The organism is Oscillibacter hominis, from assembly GCF_014334055.1.
GTDB classification, from domain to species: domain Bacteria; phylum Bacillota; class Clostridia; order Oscillospirales; family Oscillospiraceae; genus Oscillibacter; species Oscillibacter hominis.
In genome coordinates this window covers 2,753,267-2,772,392 of the sequence record NZ_CP060490.1, presented here as the reverse complement: position 1 = coordinate 2,772,392, position 19,126 = coordinate 2,753,267, and the positions used below count along the sequence as shown (strand labels likewise).

The 19,126-nt window shown below is 61.4% G+C and carries 21 protein-coding genes and 1 riboswitch; of the genes, 7 read left to right on the top strand and 14 right to left on the bottom strand.

What is annotated here, in order from left to right; genetic code table 11:
• Positions 1-4: 4 nt before the first annotated feature.
• The 3 genes from H8790_RS13550 to H8790_RS13540 form a co-directional block, all read right to left on the bottom strand.
• Positions 5-490, bottom strand: coding sequence for a GNAT family N-acetyltransferase (locus H8790_RS13550; RefSeq protein ID WP_243208521.1), 486 nt, complete (start codon positions 488-490; stop codon positions 5-7).
• Positions 491-727: 237 nt separating this feature from the next.
• Positions 728-3,556, bottom strand: coding sequence for an excinuclease ABC subunit UvrA (uvrA, locus tag H8790_RS13545; protein ID WP_187333040.1), 2,829 nt, complete (start codon positions 3,554-3,556; stop codon positions 728-730).
• Positions 3,557-3,596: 40 nt separating this feature from the next.
• Entirely contained in the window at positions 3,597-3,815 is a 219-nt protein-coding gene (locus tag H8790_RS13540; RefSeq protein WP_187333039.1) for a helix-turn-helix domain-containing protein, read from the bottom strand.
• Positions 3,816-3,889: 74 nt separating this feature from the next.
• Between H8790_RS13540 and H8790_RS13535 the strand changes: the two genes are divergently transcribed.
• Entirely contained in the window at positions 3,890-4,135 is a 246-nt protein-coding gene (locus H8790_RS13535; RefSeq protein ID WP_187333038.1) for a hypothetical protein, read from the top strand.
• On the opposite strand, the gene ybaK is transcribed toward H8790_RS13535, so the two are convergent.
• From ybaK to radC, 6 genes are all read right to left on the bottom strand, one after another.
• Positions 4,088-4,600 (bottom strand): Cys-tRNA(Pro) deacylase, encoded by a 513-nt coding sequence (gene ybaK / locus H8790_RS13530; RefSeq protein ID WP_187333037.1) that lies wholly within the window; start codon positions 4,598-4,600, stop codon positions 4,088-4,090. The two genes, H8790_RS13535 and ybaK, sit on opposite strands and share 48 nt — an antisense overlap.
• A 5-nt stretch (positions 4,601-4,605) precedes the next feature.
• Complete coding sequence (locus H8790_RS13525; protein WP_243208520.1) at positions 4,606-5,484, bottom strand: DMT family transporter; 879 nt, start codon at positions 5,482-5,484, stop codon at positions 4,606-4,608.
• Positions 5,485-5,499: 15 nt separating this feature from the next.
• Positions 5,500-6,255, bottom strand: a complete 756-nt coding sequence (locus H8790_RS13520) for a hypothetical protein (protein WP_187333036.1) — start codon at positions 6,253-6,255, stop codon at positions 5,500-5,502.
• Complete coding sequence (locus H8790_RS13515; RefSeq protein WP_187333035.1) at positions 6,255-6,635, bottom strand: MmcQ/YjbR family DNA-binding protein; 381 nt, start codon at positions 6,633-6,635, stop codon at positions 6,255-6,257. Before H8790_RS13515 ends, H8790_RS13520 begins: the two co-directional genes overlap by 1 nt.
• A 102-nt stretch (positions 6,636-6,737) precedes the next feature.
• Positions 6,738-8,708, bottom strand: coding sequence for an excinuclease ABC subunit UvrB (gene uvrB / locus H8790_RS13510; RefSeq protein WP_187333034.1), 1,971 nt, complete (start codon positions 8,706-8,708; stop codon positions 6,738-6,740).
• 25 nt (positions 8,709-8,733) lie between these two features.
• Positions 8,734-9,411, bottom strand: coding sequence for a RadC family protein (radC, locus tag H8790_RS13505; RefSeq protein WP_187333033.1), 678 nt, complete (start codon positions 9,409-9,411; stop codon positions 8,734-8,736).
• A 232-nt stretch (positions 9,412-9,643) separates the two neighbouring features.
• A riboswitch (M-box (ykoK) riboswitch) is annotated at positions 9,644-9,805 on the top strand.
• A gap of 131 nt (positions 9,806-9,936) precedes the next feature.
• Here radC and mgtE point away from each other — a divergent pair.
• The 6 genes from mgtE to H8790_RS13475 all read left to right on the top strand — a co-directional run bounded on the left by mgtE (position 9,937) and on the right by H8790_RS13475 (position 14,113).
• Positions 9,937-11,325 carry a magnesium transporter gene (gene mgtE / locus H8790_RS13500; RefSeq protein WP_187333032.1) on the top strand — a complete coding sequence of 463 codons (1,389 nt, stop codon included), beginning with the start codon at positions 9,937-9,939 and terminating at the stop codon, positions 11,323-11,325.
• Between the two features lie 88 nt (positions 11,326-11,413).
• A complete protein-coding gene (locus tag H8790_RS13495) occupies positions 11,414-11,971 on the top strand; it encodes an RNA polymerase sigma factor (RefSeq protein WP_187333031.1) in 558 nt (185 codons plus the stop codon).
• Entirely contained in the window at positions 11,964-12,956 is a 993-nt protein-coding gene (locus H8790_RS13490) for a hypothetical protein (protein WP_187333030.1), read from the top strand. Before H8790_RS13495 ends, H8790_RS13490 begins: the two co-directional genes overlap by 8 nt.
• A 131-nt stretch (positions 12,957-13,087) precedes the next feature.
• Positions 13,088-13,279: a DUF1540 domain-containing protein gene (locus H8790_RS13485; protein ID WP_187333029.1), complete on the top strand. Its 192-nt coding sequence runs from the start codon at positions 13,088-13,090 to the stop codon at positions 13,277-13,279.
• Positions 13,280-13,388: 109 nt separating this feature from the next.
• On the top strand, positions 13,389-13,736 hold the full coding sequence (locus H8790_RS13480; protein WP_187333028.1) for a TSUP family transporter: 348 nt from the start codon (positions 13,389-13,391) through the stop codon (positions 13,734-13,736).
• On the top strand, positions 13,733-14,113 hold the full coding sequence (locus H8790_RS13475) for a sulfite exporter TauE/SafE family protein (protein WP_243208519.1): 381 nt from the start codon (positions 13,733-13,735) through the stop codon (positions 14,111-14,113). The genes H8790_RS13480 and H8790_RS13475 overlap by 4 nt, the downstream gene beginning before the upstream one ends.
• A 16-nt stretch (positions 14,114-14,129) precedes the next feature.
• Here H8790_RS13475 and H8790_RS13470 read toward each other — a convergent pair whose 3' ends face one another.
• The 5 genes from H8790_RS13470 to H8790_RS13450 are packed head-to-tail and all read right to left on the bottom strand — an operon-like array spanning position 14,130 to position 19,005.
• Entirely contained in the window at positions 14,130-14,858 is a 729-nt protein-coding gene (locus tag H8790_RS13470) for an ABC transporter ATP-binding protein (protein ID WP_187333027.1), read from the bottom strand.
• On the bottom strand, positions 14,855-15,640 hold the full coding sequence (locus tag H8790_RS13465) for an ABC transporter ATP-binding protein (RefSeq protein ID WP_187333026.1): 786 nt from the start codon (positions 15,638-15,640) through the stop codon (positions 14,855-14,857). The genes H8790_RS13470 and H8790_RS13465 overlap by 4 nt, the downstream gene beginning before the upstream one ends.
• Before the next feature lie 37 nt (positions 15,641-15,677).
• Complete coding sequence (locus tag H8790_RS13460; protein ID WP_187333025.1) at positions 15,678-16,487, bottom strand: ABC transporter permease; 810 nt, start codon at positions 16,485-16,487, stop codon at positions 15,678-15,680.
• Complete coding sequence (locus H8790_RS13455) at positions 16,480-17,433, bottom strand: ABC transporter permease (RefSeq protein ID WP_187333024.1); 954 nt, start codon at positions 17,431-17,433, stop codon at positions 16,480-16,482. The genes H8790_RS13460 and H8790_RS13455 overlap by 8 nt, the downstream gene beginning before the upstream one ends.
• Positions 17,434-17,451: 18 nt before the next feature.
• Complete coding sequence (locus H8790_RS13450) at positions 17,452-19,005, bottom strand: ABC transporter substrate-binding protein (RefSeq protein ID WP_187333023.1); 1,554 nt, start codon at positions 19,003-19,005, stop codon at positions 17,452-17,454.
• Between the last annotated feature and the right edge of the window lie 121 nt (positions 19,006-19,126).

The following is a 19,126-nucleotide window of genomic DNA, read 5'->3' as shown; positions in this document are numbered from 1 at the left end:
CATCCTATGCAATTGGGCGGTCTTTGGTGTAACTGGGGCTAATGTGCTTTTCCATCACAAAATTCTCCAAAAGAACGCCGTTTCGCTCCACCAGCTGGGCGCGGACCAGGCGGTAGCCCCGCCCCTCAAAGAAGGGCCGCGCCGTACGGGAGGCATGAACCCGCAGCAAAGGGGCGGCGCAGTTCCACTCAAGGCAGTCACACAGCGCGCCGGCGATCCCCCGGCGCTGGAAGGCCCAGTGGACGTAGAGCCGGTCCAGATAGCCGTCCGGCAGCATGTCCCCAAAGGCGGCGAGCCGCCCCTGTTCCACTGCGATGATGCTGTCGTGGCCCAAAAAGGATTGGTTCCACAACGCAAGATCCCGCCGCGCCGGTGCCCAGGCGTCCAGCTGGGCCGGAGTGTAGTCCCCGGCGCAGGCACGGTGCACGGTCTCGTAGAAAAGCTGTGCGCACTCCCTGGCATAGTGTGGCTGATAGGTCCGCAGCTCCACCCCGGCCGCCTCCCCGCTCTCAAGTCTTACTACCGTTTCAGCACCTTTTTGAGATACTGGCCCGTGTAGCTCTGTTCGCACGCCGCAACCTCCTCCGGCGTGCCGGTGCTCGTCCTCGCAGGCTCCGCATCCCTCGCCCCGGTTATACACGCCGCGGCTCCCTCGCTGCGCCGCTCGTCCTCTCCCCGCCGAACCCATATGGGTCCGGCGGGGGCCCCGGATATTGTCTGCCCCGGTTTACCGCTTCAGCACCTTTTTGAGATACTGGCCCGTGTAGCTCTGTTCGCACGCCGCAACCTCCTCCGGCGTGCCGGTGCAGACAATGGTGCCGCCGCCGTCGCCGCCCTCGGGCCCCAAGTCCAGGATATGGTCCGCGCACTTGATGACGTCTAAGTTGTGCTCGATGACCACCACGGTGTTGCCCGCGTCCACCAGCCGCTGGAGCACCTCCAGAAGCTTGCGCACGTCGTCGGTGTGCAGCCCCGTGGTGGGTTCGTCCAGGATATAGATGGTGGAGCCGGTGGAGCGCTTGCTCAGCTCGGTTGCAAGCTTCACCCGCTGGGCCTCGCCGCCGGAGAGCTCCGTGGAGGGCTGGCCTAACTTCACGTACCCCAGTCCCACGTCGCACAGTGTGCGCAGTTTGTCCCGGATGCGGGGGATGCTGGAGAAAAACTCCACCGCCTCGTCGGCGGTCATGTCCAGCACCTCGGCGATGTTCTTGCCCTTGTAGCGCACCTCCAGCGTCTCCCGGTTGTACCGCCTTCCCTTGCAGACCTCGCAGGGCACAAAGATGTCCGGCAGGAAGTGCATCTCGATCTTCAGCACGCCGTCGCCGGAGCAGGCCTCGCAGCGGCCGCCCCGGACGTTGAAGCTGAACCGGCCCGGGCCGTAGCCCCGACTCTTGGCCTCCTGGGTGGCGGCGAACAGGTCCCGGATCTCGTTGAATACGCCGGTGTAGGTGGCCGGGTTGGACCGGGGCGTGCGGCCGATGGGGCTCTGGTCGATGTCCACCACCTTGTCCAGATACTCGATTCCCTCGATCCGCTCGCACTTGCCTGGATGGGCCTTCATGCGGTTCAGGTCCACGCCCAGGCGCTTGAAGAGGATCTCGTTGACCAGGGAGGACTTGCCGCTGCCCGAAACGCCCGTGACCACGGTGAGCACGCCCAGGGGGAACTCTGCGTCGATGTGCTTTAGATTGTTTTCGCAGGCGCCCACCACCTTCAGAAACTTCCCGTTCCCCTTCCGGCGCCGCTCCGGCACAGGCACCATCTTTTTGCCGCTGAGGTACTGGCCCGTCAGGCTGTCGGGGTTGGCCATGACCTCCTCCGGCGTACCGGCGGCCACCACCTCGCCTCCTGCCCGGCCGGCGCCGGGGCCGATGTCAATGAGATAGTCCGCCGCGCGCATGGTGTCCTCGTCGTGCTCCACCACCAAGAGCGTGTTGCCCAGGTCCCGCAGCCGCTGCAGCGTGGCCAGCAGCTTGTCGTTGTCCCGCTGGTGCAGCCCGATGGAGGGTTCGTCCAGGATATAGAGCACGCCCATCAGGGAAGAGCCGATCTGGGTGGCCAGGCGGATGCGCTGGCTCTCGCCGCCGGAGAGCGTTCCCGCGCTGCGGCTGAGGGTCAGGTAGCTGAGGCCCACGGACTGCAAAAAGCCCAGGCGGGACTTGATCTCCTTTAAAATCCGGTCGGCGATCCGGTGCTGCTGCTCCGTCAGCTCCAGGCCCTGGACGCGCTCCAGCTCATCGGTGACCGAGAGGTTGGTGAAGTCGTTGATGTTCATCCCCCCCACGGTGACGGCCAGGGATTCCCTGCGCAGCCGCTTTCCCTGGCAGTCCGGGCAGGGGCACTCGGACATGACCTCCTCCAGTTCCCGCTTGCTGGCGTCGCTCTGGGTCTCCCGGTAGCGGCGCTCCAAATTGTTGCAGATGCCCTCAAAGGGCTGGCGCAAAATGCCTTTGCCACGGGGCTGGTCGTAGTGCAGCTCCAATAGCTCTCCCTTGGTGCCGTAGAGGATAATGTCCTTCACCTCGTCGCTGAGCTGGGCAAAGGGCGTGGTGAGGGAAAACTGGTACTTTTTGGAGAGGGCCTCAAAATACATCCGGGAGATGCCGTCGGAGCGGATGGAGTTCCAGCCCGAGGCCTGGATGGCGCCGTCCAGGATGGACAGGCCCGGGTCCGGCACCACCATGGCCGGGTCCACCTTCAGCTGGCTGCCCAGGCCCGTGCAGGTGGGGCAGGCGCCGAAGGGGTTGTTGAAGGAAAACATCCGGGGCGTCAGCTCCTCGATGGAAATGCCGCAGTCCTCGCAGGCATAGTTCTGGGAGAACATCAGGTCCTTCTCCTCCCGCAGCAGGTTCACCACCACCAATCCGCCGGAGAGGGCGGAGGCGGTCTCCACGGAGTCGGTGAGCCGCTGGCGGATGTCGGGGCGGATGATGAGGCGGTCCACCACCACCTCGATGTTGTGCTTTTTATTTTTATCTAACTTGATCTCCTCGTCCAGCTCGTACATGGACCCGTCGGCCCGGACCCGGACATAGCCGGAGCGCTTGGCGTCCTCCAGCACCTTGTGGTGTTCGCCCTTTTTGCCCCGGATCACAGGGGCCATCACCTGGATGCGGGTGCCCTCCGGCAGCGAAAGCACCTGGTCGATGATCTGGTCGATGGTCTGCTGGCGGATTTCCTTGCCGCACTTGGGGCAGTGGGGTGTGCCCACCCGGGCCCACAAGAGACGCAGGTAGTCGTAGATCTCCGTCACCGTGCCCACGGTGGAGCGGGGGTTTTTGCTGGTGGTCTTCTGGTCGATGGAGATGGCGGGGCTCAGGCCGTCGATGTAGTCCACATCCGGTTTGTCCATCTGGCCCAGGAACATCCGGGCATAGGAGCTGAGGGACTCCACGTACCGCCTCTGTCCCTCGGCATAGATGGTATCGAACGCCAGGGAGGACTTGCCGCTGCCTGAAAGGCCCGTCACCACCACCAACTTGTCCCGGGGGATGGTGACGTCGATGTTCTTGAGGTTATTTTCCCTGGCGCCTTTGACAATGATTTTATCCTGCATGGTAAATTGGTTCTCCTTTTATTGTAAGCCGGCCGGCGGATTACCGTTCGTCCGTCCGGCCCAGTAGATAGTCCGTGGTCACGCCGAAATAGTCCGCAAGAAAGCACAACGTCAAGGTGGGAATGTTGATTTTTCCCTTTTCCACACGCTGATAATGGGCCTGCGTCACATGAAGCAGTTCCGCCACGTCGGCCTGACGCATGTGTTTTTCCTTGCGTAGGGCACAGAGCCGCTCCCCCATCGATTTTAGTATCTCCATAAAGTCCCCCTTGACATATGATCTTTTATGCCATATAATTTATATTACATTAAATGTAATGTGAGGTGTTTTCTATGCGTCCGGTCTATGCAAAGCTGTTTGGTACCTATGGCGACGCCATCCTTCAGGAGGCAGAGGTCTACAACGAAGAGGAGCTCAGCGGCCTCCTGGACGAGATGGCTTTGGACAGCTCCACCAAGCTTGATCTGCTCAACCTCTTTTTCGACTATTATTTCCGCTGGTCCGCGGACGCCTTTGCGGCAGGCCTCCACTTAGGGCTCAGCCTGCTCCACGACGAGGTCCGCCGAACCGGCCTCTAAGAGCGCTAAAAGCGCGTGGGGCTCCACCTCCACCTGTACGCCGATCTTTCCGGCGGAGAGGAAGATGGTCTCATACCCAAGGGCCGTCTCATGGAACACGGTGGGATAGCGCTTTTTCATGCCCACCGGGCTGCATCCGCCCCGGACATATCCGGTGACGGCGTTGATCTGGGCCAGGGGGAGCATTTCCACGGACTTCTCCCCCACCGCCCTGGCGGCCTTTTTCAAATCAAGCGTCTCCGCCACCGGGATGTCGAAGACATAGATTCCCCCGGACGCACCCCTTGACACCAGCGTCTTAAAGACCCGGCCCGGGTCCTCGCCCCGCTCCAGGGCCACATGGAGCCCGTATTCCCGGGTGTGGTCCGGCCCTTCCATCGCATCATAGGCATGGACGGTGCAGGGGATTTTCCGCTGCTCCAAAATGCGCACCACATTGGTCTTTTCTTCCTTCTGTTTTGCCACAGCACTCACCTCAAAATATACACGCCCGCCAATACGCACACGATGCCCGCGGCAGTCAGCACGCTCATGGGCTCGCCGAATACCAGCACGCCCACAAGCGACGCCACCACCGGCTCCACGCTGGCCATGATGGAGGCCTTGCCCGCCTCCACCCGGGAGAGCCCCCAGGTGTAAAGGAGGTACGGCGCCACGGTGGAGCACACCACCAGCCCAAGGGACATGAGCCACATCTCCGGCTGGGCGAACCCAAGGGCCAATTCCTCCGGCCGGAGGAAAACCAGTGAACCAAGGCCGCAGAACACAAAGGTCCACACGGTGACGGTCATGGAGGAGTAGTGATAGAGGGCATAGCGGCCGAACACGCTGTAGAGGGCGTAGAAAAACCCGGCGCCCAGCCCCAGCAGGATGCCGCCGGCCGTGACGGTCGCGGTGCCGGAGAAAAGCCCTGTGACGCAGGCGCAGCCCAGGAGCGTCAGCGACAGGGCCAGCAGCTTCTTTTTCGTCACAGGCTCCTTCCACAACACCGCGGACAAAATCACCACAATGGAGGGCGCCGTGTAAAGCAGGATGGAAGCCACCGCCAGGGAGCAGATCTCCTGGCAGGAAAAATAGCAGAGGGTGAACAGCACCACGCTGACCACGCCTGTGCCGAAAAAGTACTTCAGATGACAGCGTTCCACATGGAATACACTACGGTCCCGGAGGGCAAAAATCAAGAGTAAAAGCAACAGACCGCCAAAATTCCGCACCACCACAATGCTGTAGGGCGAAAATCCCCCGGCCATCAGATTGCGGTTCCACAGGCCGATCATCCCCCACAGCGCGGCCCCTGCCAAAATGGCAAGATAGGCGCTGGCCAAGCCCTGCTTTTTTGTCTCTTCCAAGCCGTTTCCCTCTCTTTAAACAAAGATTCCCAATGTTTTGATATAGGCTGCCAGCAGGATGACCGTCAGCACCAGCCAGCTGAAGTACTGCATCCCGATGTAGAACTCCGTGGGTTCCGGGTTCCGGACGGAAAAGTGGTAGCGCCAATGGAACAGCGCCATGGGAAATGCCGCATCCGCCATCACCAACAGCGTTAAAAACACCATCACCGCATAGAGTCCCCAGCTTCCCCGAACCGCCTCCTCCGGCCCGAAGGCAAACTGGAGGATGCTGGGGATGGCCGTTTCATAATCCGCCCAGGGGTCTCCGCCGGTGGAAAACCCAAAATGGATCAGTTCACTCATGGCAAGTTCTCCACTGCTGTCAAACAGCATGCCTGGAACGCCGTCTATCTCCCGCTCCGGATCGTAGGCCCCCTCAAAGAGCAGGGTATCGTTGCGGTAGATGCGGATGCCGCTGTAGGTGCCGTATTCCGTCTTCACCGATTTGAGCGGATACTCCACCCGGCAGAGGTCGTGAACCAGCTCTCCGATCTGAACCTCCACTGTAGTCACGCCCGCGCCGGCAGTGACCGTGATCTCCACCGGCTGGCCGTCCACCGTGCCGAAATAGTCTGCGCGCTCCGGCCCCACCATATAGTGCAGCAGCTGATCCCGGAACGCCACGCCGGGCTGGCTGCGGAAATAGGCCGTCAGCGCGCCGAAGACCAGAATCATGGCGGCCAGCGCCACCAGCACGATTTTTTGCAGCAGGTTCCGCTCTTCCCTCATCACATCTCCTCCTGTATCTCCCGCTGAACGTACTTGGGCAGCTTTTTAAGCACCAAGCGGTAGGACTCCTGGCAGAGGCGGCGCAGCACATCGTCCGGCAATTCGCCGTCCAACAGCACGGCGATCCAGGTGCGCTTGTCCGTGTAAAACCCGGGCAGCACCTCGGGGTACCGGGCCTGAAGCAGCTCCGCCTCCCGGGGATCGCACTTGAGGTTCACCAGGGAGTGGCCGCCGTAGAGGTGGTACTTCTCCTCCGGAGAGCACACGGCGGCAAAGAGCTTATCCCGGATTTTATACCGGAACCACTGCCACTCCATCTTATAGTCCTTCTCCACTCCCGGCAGGGAGAGCAGGTATTCGTCCAGCCAGTCATAGCGCATCTGATTCTTCCTTCCCGGCGCCAAGGCCTTTTTCGGTCTTTATTCCCGCATCCGGCACGGGTCAGGCGCGGCGGCGTTCCGGTCGCGGCATGCCAAAGCCCGTCACTTCTCTCCGCGCAGCTCGATGATCCGGTCACGCAGCACCGCCGCGTACTCGAATTCCAGCATCTTGGAGGCCTGGCGCATCTCCTTTTCCAGTTTGGAGATCTCTGCCTCCCGCTCCTGGCGGCTGAGCTTGCGGTGACGCCGGGCCCGCAAGGTATCCTCCTCCGCGGTTTTGGAGATCTCCAGCACCTCCCGGACGCCCTTGATGATGGTTTTGGGCACGATGCCGTGGGCCTTGTTGTAGGCGTCCTGAATCTCCCGGCGGCGGGAGGTCTCCTCCATGGCCGAGCGCATGGAGGGCGTGATCTCGTCGGCGTAGAGAATGACCAGACCCTCGGCGTTGCGGGCCGCCCGGCCCATGGTCTGGATCAGGGACGTTTCGGAGCGGAGGAACCCCTCCTTGTCCGCGTCCAAAACCGCAACCAGGGAAACCTCCGGCAGGTCCAGTCCCTCCCGCAGCAGGTTGATGCCCACCAGCACGTCGAACTCGCCCAGGCGCAGGTCCCGGATGATCTCCATCCGCTCGATGGTCTGCACGTCGGAGTGCATGTAGCGGACCCGGATGTCGGCGCTGCGGAAGTATTCGGTCAAATCCTCCGCCATCTTTTTGGTCAGCGTGGTGACCAGCACCCGCTCACCCCGGGCGGCGCGGAGGTTGATCTCGGCGATCAGATCGTCGATCTGTCCCTCCACCGGGCGGACCTCCACCACCGGGTCCAGCAGCCCCGTGGGCCGGATCACCTGTTCCACGATCTGGCCCGCCCGCTCCCGCTCATAGGGGCCCGGCGTGGCGGAAACGTAGATGGCCTGGTTGATGCGCTGCTCAAACTCCTCGAACTTCAGCGGCCGGTTGTCGTAGGCGCAGGGCAGGCGGAAGCCGTACTCCACCAGGGAGTCCTTCCGGGCGTGGTCGCCGTTGTACATGGCCCGCACCTGGGGCAGCGTCACATGGGACTCGTCCACAATAAGGAGGAAATCCTTGGGGAAGAAGTCCAGCAGCGTCATGGGCGCGCTGCCGGCGGGCCGGTCGGAGATGACCCGGGAGTAGTTCTCGATGCCGGTGCAGTAGCCTAATTCCGTCATCATCTCCATGTCGTACTCCGTCCGCTGACGGATGCGCTGGGCCTCCACCAGCTTGTCGTTGTCCGTGAAGTACTTCACCTGCTCCTCTAACTCCCGGCGGATCTCCTGCACCGCCCGGTCCATCTTGTCCTGGGTGGTGACATAGTGGGAAGCCGGGTAGATGGCCACATGGTTCAGCACCCGGGAGGCCGCGCCGGTGACGGGGTTGAACTCGCTGATGCGGTCGATCTCGTCTCCGAAGAACTCCACCCGGATGGCCCGGTCCTTATAATAGGCGGGGTAGATTTCCACCGTGTCGCCCCGGACCCGGAACATATTGCGCTCAAAGGCGATGTCGTTGCGCTCGTAGCGGTCCTCCACCAGGCGGTGGAGCAGCTCATCCCGATCCCATTGGGCCCCGGTGCGCAGCGAGATCATCATCTTGGCAAAGTCGTCCGGCTCGCCCAGGCCGTAGATGCAGGAGACGGAGGACACCACGATCACATCCCGCCGCTCCAGCAGCGAGCAGGTGGCGCTCAGGCGCAGCCGGTCGATCTCATCGTTGGTGGAGGCATCCTTAGCGATGTAGGTGTCGGTGTGGGCGATATAGGCCTCTGGCTGGTAATAGTCGTAGTAGGAGACAAAATACTCCACCGCATTGTTGGGAAAAAACTCCTTGAACTCAGCGCACAGCTGGGCGGCCAGGGTTTTGTTGTGGGCCAGCACCAGCGTGGGCCGCTGGACCTTCTCGATGACCTTGGCCATGGTAAAGGTCTTGCCCGAACCGGTAACGCCCAGGAGCACCTGCTCGTCCAGGCCGTTCTCCACGCCCGCGGCCAGGGCCGCAATGGCCTCCGGCTGATCGCCGGAGGGCTCGTATTCAGATACCACTTGAAATTTTGGCATGCGTGCAATCCTCCGCAGTTTTCTTTCAAAGGGACAGATAGCCCGATTCGGCCATGGACACAAAGTCCTCATCCGCCACAATGATGTGGTCAAGAAGCGGGATTTCCACCGCCTCCAGTGCATTGCGCGCCTGGATCGTGGCCGCCACGTCCTCCTGGGAGGGCAGGGCCACCCCGCTTGGATGGTTATGCCCCAGGATCACGCCGGAGGCTCTGCTGAGCAGCGCGTTCTCCACGATCTTGCGGAGGTTGACCGGCGCCGCGCCCACGCTCCCCTCGGAGAGCTGGCGGCAGGTCAGGAGCTTTCCCTTGCGGTCCAGGCACAGTTGGTATAGTTTTTCCGTGGTCTCCCCCGCAAGGCGCTCCATCAAATAGCGTCCAGACTTGCGGGTGGTGTTCAGTACGGTTTCATTCTCCGCCGCCGAGCGCTTTACCCGGCTGTACACCTTGGGGACCAGGTGAATCAGCGTGGCCGCGTTCCGTCCCACGCCCCTGACCCGGCAGAGCTCCTCCACCGGCGCGTGGAACACCGCGTCCAACGTGCCGAAGTGATCCATCAGCAGGTGGGCCGTCTCATTGGTGTCCCGCCGGGGGATGGCATAAAAGAGCAGCAGCTCCAAAACCTCGTGGTCGGCAAAGGAGTCCAGCCCGCTGTTTAAAAACTGCTCCCGCTTCTTCTCTCTGTGCCCGTCGTGAACGCCCATTCCGGTCCCCTCCGCCCCAAGTTTGATTTTGTAGCTCCGTTAAAAAGGAATATGTTATTATACCACACGAACAAATGTTTGGCAAGTGGCTTTTGTATTCAAACATTCCTTTTTCCGCCTGAAAAAGGGGCTTTTTGTGAACTTTGCCCACTTACTTCTGAAAAATGTACATTTTTGCTGAAAGCAGGGTTGACATGGTCAAATTTTTGGCATAGACTGAAACAGCAAAGTGAATACTGTCCGGTAGGTAAGGCTACCACAGGGATATGGGTTGCTGCCGCAGAGTGATGGAGACATCATGAGAGGGTTTGAACAGGCGATATCGAAACCAAGGTATCATCTAATGCAACTGCACCGCCTTGTGAGGCTAAAGCTTGAACGGTGGAACGGTCGCTCTTGGGCGGCTTTTCAGGGTATTTCCCCAATCGCGCCGGACGGAAGCGATTGGGGTATTTTTATGCGCTGCGCGATCCGTATGACGCGGGCCCGACGGCACAAACTACGCTTGGAAAGGAGGAGGCGCGCATGTTTGACTGGGAAACCGAAAAAGCAGAACTGCTGAAAAAAATTGAGGAGTTGATGGAGCGAAAGCGATACGCCCAGCTGCGTGAGATGCTTCTTCCCATGGAGGCGGCGGACATCGCGCTGCTGATGGAGGAGCTGCCGGAGGAGACCATGCCCCTGCTGTTCCGCCTGCTCCCCAAGGAGCTGGCGGCGGAGGTCTTCGTGGAGCTGGACTCCGACGAGCAGGAGCTGCTGATCTCCGGCTTTTCCAACACCGAGCTCAAAGAGGTGCTGGATGAGCTCTACCTGGACGACACCGTGGACATCGTGGAAGAGATGCCAGCCAACGTGGTCAAGCGCATTTTGAAGCACACCGACCCGGATGTGCGCAAAAGCATCAATGAGATTTTAAAGTACCCGGAGGACTCCGCGGGCAGCATTATGACCACGGAGTTCGTGGATTTGAAACGGGACATGACGGTGGAAGACGCCTTCAAGCGCATCCGCCGCACCGGCCCGGATAAGGAAACCATCAACGTGTCCTATGTCATCGACGAGGGCCGCCACCTCATCGGGCTGGTCTCCATCCGCACGCTGCTGCTGGCGGAGGAGGATGACGTCATCGAGGACATCATGCAGACCAACTTCGTCTCCGTCTCCACCTTGGACGACCAGGAACTGGCCGCCCGCTCTTTGAGCAAATACGGCTTTCTGGCCCTGCCCGTGGTGGACACGGAAAACCGCCTGGTGGGCATCGTCACTGTGGACGACGCCATGGATGTCCTGCAGGAGGAGGTCACGGAGGACATCGAAAAGATGGCCGCCATCACGCCCTCCGACAAGCCCTATCTGAAGACCGGCATTGTGGAGACCTTCAAAGCGCGCATCCCCTGGCTGCTGCTGCTGATGATTTCCGCCACCTTCACCGGCCAGATCATCAGCAGCTTTGAAAATGCCCTGGAGGCCTTTGCCGTGCTCACCGCCTACATCCCCATGCTGATGGACACCGGCGGGAACTGCGGCTCCCAGGCGTCGGTAACCGTGATCCGCGGCATCTCCCTGAGCGAGATCGAATTCTCCGACCTGCTGCGTGTGATCTGGAAGGAGATCCGTGTCTCCGTCCTCTGCGGCGTGGTTTTGGCTGCGGCCAATTTCGTCAAGCTGATCCTGGTGGACCATCTTCTGTTCCAGAACCCTGCGGTGACGCCCCTGGTTGCGGCGGTAATCTGCCTGACCTTGGTGTGCACGGTGCTGTGCGCCAAGCTGGTGGGCTGCACGCTGCCCATGCTTGCCAAAAAGTTAGGCTTTGACCCGGCGGTGATGGCCTCTCCCTTTATCACCACCATTGTGGACGCCATCTCTTTGCTGATCTACTTCCAGTTCGCCCATATGCTGCTGCATATTGGTTGACTAATTGCCGGCGGCTAATTTTAGCTGCCGGCTTTTTTGTAAGATCAGCCTTCAAACCGGTAGATATCTCATAGAGGGAGGTGGAACCATGGAGGACGCGCAGATTATCGCGCTGCTCTTCGACCGGTCAGAGCGGGCGCTGGAGGAGCTGGCCGCCAAATACGGCGCGCTGCTGCGCTGCATCACATCCAATCTCCTGCCAAGCGGAGAAGACGCCCAGGAGTGTATCAACGATACGTATCTTGCCCTTTGGAACGCCATCCCGCCTGAGAGGCCCGACCCTCTTTGCGCCTATGTGTGCGCCGTGTGCCGGAACCTGTCGCTGAAAAGGCGGCGCGATGATTCGGCCCGCAAGCGGGACAGCTCCTTTGACCGCTCCATGGAGGAGCTGGCGGAGACGTTGGGAACCAGTTCCACGGAGGCGCTCTGGGCGGCAAGGGAGCTGGGCCGGGAGATCGACCGCTTTTTGGATACGCTGGACCGGGAGAGCCGGGTGCTTTTTGTGCGCCGGTACTGGTTCGGCGACTCTGTGGAAGAGTTGTCCAGGGCCTTTCACATCTCGAAAAACAATGTGTCCGTCCGGCTCTCCCGCATCTGGGAAAAGCTGCGGCGGCATCTGTTGGAACAGGGGGTATACGATGGATAAAACAGATCTTGCGGAGGCCATGGGTTTTTTAAGCCCCGCCCACATCGCGGAGGCCGCCTCCTATGAAAAAAAGCCCCGGGCCTTCCCCATGGCGGCCCTTGCCGCCTGCCTCCTCCTGCTGGCCGCGGCGGCGTTCGGCGGCACACTCCCCTCCCAGACAGCCGTGCAGCCTCCTTCTTCCAGTGGTTCCGAAACCGCGGAGGCGGCGTACGGCTTTATCCTGAACGATCGGTTCTACCTTCCCATCACCTTCGATCAGCGCAAGGAGTTTGGCCTTGTGCCTGAGGATGCCGCGGGACTGGCGGAGGAGTATCGCTTCCCGCCGACGGAGGCGGACCTCGGCCGGCGGATCGGCTATGCCGAGCAGAGCGACGATCCCGCCCTTGTGGGCGCGGCCGTCTACCGCTGGGCAGCTCTTCCGGACAACGGGCGCATCTGTGTGGTGGAGATCAGCCAAGGGCGCTACGACTACTTTGTCTTTGCCTGGAGAACCGACGTGTCGGAGCCCGGCGCGGCCTCCACGGAGATTTTCGACGCCTACGGCATTCGCTCCGACTCGGTGCAGTCCATCGACGTGACCACCGGCGACGACCGCCCGGTGACCGTCCTGTCCGGCGAGGAGGACATCTCCCGTCTGTTAAACCTCTTTTCGGGACGGGAGGACATGGGGGCCAAGGCCCATGAGCAGCGTTTTTCAGATTTGTGGTATGAGACCTACGGCACCCGGGAGGTTTATCTGGACGGGGAGTCCATGCACTACGACGGGCTGGACAAAGACGACTGGACCATCTATGACCGGGCCCACAAGCTCTGGAACGGCCATCAGCGGCAGCTGCTCCTCCATCTGAAAAATGGCGATCAGCTCTGTCTTCTCTACAATCCGGCGGTGCGGTCGCTCTCCATCCACAACAGCTTTTTTGCCCTCAGCACGGAGGAGTGCGCGGAGCTGAACGGCCTTCTGGCCGTGGACAGTCCGGAGGGCTGAAACGCGGCGGCGACGCATGCTGCGGAAGACTCACTGGCGGAAAATGATATTTTCCAGCGCATAGTTTGACCGCCTCCGCACAGACTATGCTTTGGCGAAAGCCAAAACATTTTCTTCAGGAGGAACCTTCCATGACGAAAGATTGCACCAACGGCGGCTGCGCCTGCACTCCCAACACCAGCATCAAGTGCACCGTGAACAACTGCGCCAACCACTGCCAGGAAGCCGACTACTGCGGCCTGGATTCCATTATGGTGGGCACCCATGAGGGCAACCCCACTCAGGACCAGTGCACCGACTGCAAGAGCTTCAAGCTGAAGTAACTGCCCTTTTCCGACAGCGGGAGAGTGTGCGTGAAAGCAGAGACCTTCCCTTCTTTCACGCCTTCTCCCGCAGAACATACGCCGCCTACATAGTCTGGAGGTGAACGCATTGAGCAATGTGTGGAAGGCCCGGCTGGCGGGCGCGTCCGCGGGGGCGGTGAACGGGCTTTTCGGAGGCGGTGGCGGCATGATCTTTTTGCCCCTCTTGTCGGGACAGTTGAAAGACCGGCGGCTCTTCGCCACCTGTGTGGCGGTTATCCTGCCCATCTGCTGTGTATCGGCAGCCGTGTACTTCTTCCGCGGCGGCCTTTCCTTCCTGACCGCGCTGCCCTATCTGGCGGGCGGAGCGGTGGGCGGCTTTGTGGGCGGCCGGTTCTACGGGAAAATCCCCACCATCTGGCTGCGGCGGGCCTTTGGGCTGTTCCTGCTCTACGGCGGCGTGCGCTACCTTCTGTGAAGTGGGTGCTGCCGGTCCTGTGCGGCGCATTCACGGGAATGGTCTCCTCCTGGGGGATCGGCGGCGGCACGCTGCTGCTGCTTTTGATGACCCTCTTTTTGGACGTACCCCAGCAGACCGCTCAGGGCATCAATCTTTTGTTTTTCCTGCCCACCGCCGCCGCGGCGCTGTACTCCCACTGGAAAAACGACTTTTTGGATAAGCCCACCATCCGCGCCGCGGCCCCCTGGGGCGTGGCGGCTGCGCTGGCGTGTGCCTGGATCGCCACCGCTGTGGAGGTAGAGCTTCTGCGCAAGCCCTTTGGCTTATTCTTGCTCTATGTGGGCGCAAACATGCTTTGGAAAAGCTTTCAGAAAGACAAAAAGGACGGAACTTAGGTTCCGTCCTTTTATACTATTGAGCCGCTGCCAGGAGCTGTTTCGTGTAGGGATGCCGGGGATGGTCAAAGAGATCGTCCACCAGGCCCTCCTCCACAATGGAGCCGTTTTCCATCACCAGCACCCGGTCGCACAGCTGATAGACCACATTGAGGTCGTGGGAGACGAAGAGGAAACTGAGGTTCAGCTCCCGGCGCAGGTCCCGCAGCAGCCTTAGAATCTGAGCCTGGATGGTCACATCCAGGGCGGAGACCGGCTCATCGGCAATCAAAAACCGGGGCCGCTGGATCAGTGCCACGGCAATGGACACCCGCTGGCGCTGGCCCCCTGAGAGCTCGGAGGGCCTGGACCCCAACACCTCCTCCCCCAGCTCCACACGGCCGAGGATGTCCCGCACCCTGCGGCGCCGCTCCATAGCGTCGTACTTGCCATAGATGCGCAGCGGCTCCTCGAGGATCCACTCCACCGTCCTTGCAGGGTTCAGGGAGCTGTAGGGATCCTGAAAGATCATTTGGGGCCGCTTGGTGTAGTGGACCACTTCCCCCGCGTCCGGGCGGACCAGGCCCAAAATCACCTTGGCCAGGGTGGACTTGCCGGAGCCAGACTCCCCCACCAGGCCCAGAATCTCCCCCTGGCGGACGGAAAACGACACGTCCCGCAGCACCTCCTGGCGGCTGCGGGAGAGGCCGCGGCGGCGGTAGCTGCTGAACACGTGGTCCACCTTCAGCACCAATTCCTCCTTCACAGCTCCCTCCTCTCCCGCCTTGGGATGGCGGCGATCAGTTTTTGGGTGTAGGCGTCCCGGGGGCTGGCATAGACCTGCTCCGTCTCCCCCGCCTCCACAATATGTCCCCGCTGCATCACCACCACACGGGAGCACAGCCTGCGCACCACCTGTAGGTTGTGGGAGATGAACAGCATGGAGATGCCCTGCTCCCGGTTCAGCTTTTTCAAAAGCTCCAGTATCTGGGCCTGGATGGTCACATCCAGGGCCGTGGTGGGCTCATCCAACAGCAGCAGCTTGGGCCGGGTCAAAATGGCCGCGGCGATCATGGCCCGCTGGAGCTGCCCGCCGGAGAGCTCATGGGGGTATTTGCCGTACACGGTTTCCACATCGCCAAGCTCCACCTGCTCCAGCCCGCGGAGGGCAGCCCGACGGCGCTCCGCGGGGGAGGCGTGGGTGTGAATGCGCAGCGCCTCCTCCACCTGCGTTCCCACCTTCATCAGCGGATCCATGCAGCTTTGGGGCTCCTGGAAGACCACGCCGATCTCTTTGCCCCGCAGACGGCGCATCTCCTGTTCGTTCAGGGTCAGCAGGTCGGTGCCGTCCAACAGGACGCGGCCCCGGGCATCCGCCTTTTCCCGGTTCAAAAGGCCCGCAACCGTCATGGCCGTCACGGACTTCCCTGAGCCGGATTCGCCCACCAGGCCCAGGATTTCCCCGTCCGAAATGGAGAAGCTGATCCCGCCCACGGCCTCCCGGTCCCGGGCGTGGAACTTGACGTGCAGGTCTTCAATTTTCAGCATTTCTCCACCTCCTGCGGCTCCCTTCCTGCGGCATCCGCTATCCCTCCCTGCTCCGGCGCTGCAGCCCCTCGCCGATGAGGCCCACGCCCAAAATCAGCAGCACAATGGTGCCGCCGGTACAGAGGGCATACCAGGGTGAGGCGGAGAGGTACTGCTGGGAGTCGGAGAGCATGTAGCCCAGGGAGGTGTCCGGCAGCGTGATGCCGATCCCCAGGTAACTCATGGACGCCTCCGCCAGCACCACATTGTTGAACCCGATGGTGACGGCCGGCAGCAGCACCGCGCCTGTGTTGGGCAGGATGTGGCCAAGGAGGATCCTGCTGCTGCCCGCCCCCATCAGCCGGGCGCTGATCACATAGTTTTTGTCCCGGCAGGCGGCAAAGGCTGAGCGGGACATGCGGGCATAGCTGGGGATGAAGACAATCCCCAGCGCAAGGATCAGGTTGATCTTCCCCGGGCCCAGCACGGAGATCAGCACCAATGCCAGCAATATGCTGGGGAAGGCAGTGATCACGTCGTTGAGCCGCATCAGCCCCCGGTCCAGCCAGCCGCCGAAATACCCGGTTAGGGCTCCCAAGGTGATCCCCGCGCCGCCGCCGATGGCCAGGGCGCACAGCGCCACAAAAAGCGTGGTGCCGCCGCCCTTGAGCACGCGGCTGAAGATGTCCCGGCCAAAAAGGTCCGTGCCGAAGAGGTGGCGGAGTGACGGGGCCAGGTTCTTCTCCGCCCCGTTCATGGCCGCGGGGTCATAGGGCGTCCAGAACCAGCCGATGATAAAAAGTGTCAGCAGTACGCCGGTGAGGGTCAGCCCCCAGAAGAGGTAGTGCTGGGTTTTCCGCCTATTCATGGTCCGCCTCCAGTCTCAGCCGGGGGTCGATGCGCTGGTTGATGAGGTCCGCGGCCGTGTTCACAGCCACCACCCAGAAGGCGATCAGCACCACGATGGCCTGGGCCACGGGGAAGTCCCGGCCGGAGATGGAGCCCAAAAGGAGCCTTCCCAGCCCCGGGATGGCGAAGACCTGCTCCACCACCACGCTGCCCGCAACGATCTCCGCCATGGTCTGGGCCAGGAAGGTCACCAGGGGCACGGCGGAATTTTTCAGCACATGGCGGTACAGGAGATAGCGGCTGTCGCCGCCCCGGGAGAGGGAGGTGCGCACATAGTCCTTATGCAGCTCCGCTAAGATGGTGCCGCGCATCATCCGCACGCACATGGCCGCCCGGGGCAATGCGATGGAGAGGGCCGGCAGAATGAGATAGCCCAGAAATCCGGAGCGGCTCTCACTCCACGGCACGTATCCGCCGGGGGTGAACCAATGCAGCACCAGGCCGAAGAGCCAGGTGAATAAAATCCCGGTGAAAAAGGGCGGCACCGCCATGACTATCTGATTCAGCACCGTCAGTCCACGATCCAACGCGCCGCCGTGGCGGCGGCCGGAGAAGATGCCAAGGGGCACCGAAAGCGCCGCGATCATCAAAAAGGACATGGCCGTCAGCACGGCCGTCACCGGCAGCTTCTGGCCCACCAACTCCGCCACCGGCACGCCATAGCTGTAAGAGGTGCCCAGCTGGGCAATGAAAAAACCGGCCAGCCACTCGCCGTAGCGCAGGAGGAAGGGGCGGTCCAACCCCATCTCATGGCGCAGCGCCTCTACCCTTTCCGGCGTGGCCTGGGTGCCTAACATCTGGGTGGCCGGGTCGCCGGAGAGGACCTGGAAGGCCAAAAAGGCAAAAAAGGAGACGGCCACCATGGTGATGAGCAGCATGGCAAGCTTGCGCGCTGCATGTTTCATGGTCGTCGCCTCCTCAAATTATCCCGCGTACCGCACGGTGGACAGGTCCATCACGTAGATGGGATAGAACCGGTAGCCCTCCAGGTCCTTGGAGATGGCCACCAGGTCCGCCATATCCTGGATGTAGACGTTTGCCGCGGTCTCGGTGAGCACAGCCTCCATCTGCTTGTAGAGCTCTGTCTGCTTCTGATCGTCCCCGGCGGCTATGGCCTGGGCGAAGAGCTGGTCGTACTCGGGGTTCTCATAGTTGATAAAGTTGTCGCTGGCGTCGCTGGTAAACCGCTCCAGCATGGCCCGGGCCGTCATATTGCTGGCGTCCACGCCCACCACCGTGGACTGGAACTGCCGGTCTGTGTAGACACGGGACACCCAGGTCCCCCAGTCCACCCGCTCAATGGTGGCGGTGACACCCACCGCCTTCAGCTGCTCCACCAGCACCTGGGCGGTATCCACATGGGGCTGATAGTTGGAGGGCACAGTGATGGTCATTTCGAACCCATCTGGGTACCCTGCCTGGGCCAGCAGCTCCCTGGCCTTGGCGGGATCGTAGGTATAGTAGTCATTGAGCTCCTCCACGAAGTACTTGGTGAAAGCCGGGTACATGGAGCTGCCCACCTCTTTGCCGTGGCCGTCGGCAATCATATCCATCACCTGCTGGGGATCCACGGCATAGCTGAGGGCCTGCCGTACCAGCTGGTTGTCAAAGGGCTTTTCGGCGTTGTTCAGGTACAGGGCCTGGACCAGGTTCATGGTGCCCTCCAGGATGTTGAACCCGTCTCCCAGCTGGGCGGCCTGGTTCGCCGTCAGGTGGGCGCACAGGTCGATGGAGCCGCCCTGCAGGGCCAGCACCAGAGCGTCCGCGCTCTCCATGATTTTGAACGTCACCTTGCTGAGCGCCGCCTTGTCGCCCCAGTAGTCGTCAAAGCGCTCCAGCACGATGGAGTCCTGGGCGCTGCGGGAGACAAAGCGGAAGGGGCCGGTACCCACGGGGGCGGTGTCCTGCTCCGGGTAGTCCTTGGGCAAAATTGCCGTGGTCAGATAGGAGAGGAACTCATTGTTGCGCTGGTCGATGGTGATGACGACCGTGCGGTCGTCGGCGGCTACTGCCGACTGGATAACAGAAAACGCCGGGACCAGGGGCGTTTTACCCTCCGAGTCGTCGGCGCAGCGTTCAATGGATGCGATTACATCGTCCACAGTTACTGCCCGTCCGTCGTGGAACCGGATGCCTTCACGCAACGTGAAGGTATAGACCGTTCCATCCTCGGACACCTCACAGCTTTCAGCAACCGCAGGGACGAGTTCTCCGTCGGGGGTGGGCTTTACCAACCCCTCGAATACGTTAAACAAGATCTCCTTGGTTCCTGCATACACCGCAAGGTGCGGGTCAAGACTGTCGTCCAGATCTTGAGCGATACCCACGGTGATTTCATCACTGGGGGTATTCACGGCAGAGCCGATGTCCGTGCTTGCTTCCGGATCTGCTTCTGTGCTGCCGCCTCCACAGCCAAGGAGTGCAGCGCACATGGCAAGAGCCAGAAGAAGGGACACGATGCGTGTCAGATTCTTCATCTTGCTCCTTTCCCCGCATTAGCGGGAGACATCGTTCTCTACATTCAATTGTATGCCGCCCCAGCCGGCCCGATCCAAGACCGGCTGCGGCAACACCGCGAATTTTACACGAGTGGTGTGA